Source organism: Psychrobacter sp. 1Y4, from assembly GCF_051847555.1.
The window spans coordinates 1-645 of record NZ_JBPYDE010000704.1 but is presented as its reverse complement, the minus strand read 5'-3'; the positions used below and the strand labels follow the sequence as shown (position 1 = coordinate 645).

1 protein-coding gene is annotated in these 645 nt (G+C 46.5%); it reads left to right on the top strand.

Features of this window, described 5'->3' with window-relative positions:
- A partial coding sequence (locus ACS8FC_RS18435; protein ID WP_439297857.1) for a hypothetical protein occupies window positions 1–645 on the top strand: 645 nt, incomplete at both ends.

The window sequence follows — 645 nt, the reverse complement described above, 5'->3', positions numbered from 1 at the left end:
AGCACACAGGTTGAAACGCCTATTTTGCAGCGTGATCCAGCTAACCAAGTAGCGACTCAAGCGCGTGGTGATGGCGTTATCAGCATCAATCAGTCGGTCAACGTGACGCCAAGCACAGCCTTTAGCCTGCCAAGCGGTATCGCTGTCGGTACGTTGAGCTTATTTGTCGGTGGACGATCACTAATTGATAGAGATGGTCAATTAGTAGATAGCAGCAGTGTAGCTTACGCATCTATTAAATACGGCACTGGTCAAATTACTTGGTACAGCGTGCTTAATCTTGGACAAACGACAGTGACAGGCAGTTATAAACCTGCATCGGAGTTTACTCGCGTGGCGCAGACTGACTATCAAGTTGTCGATGACAATGCAGGTTATAACTATGTGCGCGAGCTTGGCGCTGAGCCGATACCAAATAGCCTGAAAATTACATACACAGTCCAAGGTAGTAACTATCTAGTACATGACGATGGGCGCGGCAACTTAGTTGATGATGATGGCAATGGTCGCGGCACCGTGCAAGGTAAGACGGTATTGCTTACGACTGCTGCTATTCCTGATGCTGGTAGCTATATCATTTATAGCTTTGGTGTTGATCTAAGCACGGTTAAATATGGTAATCAAACATTACCTGCTGCTTATCAC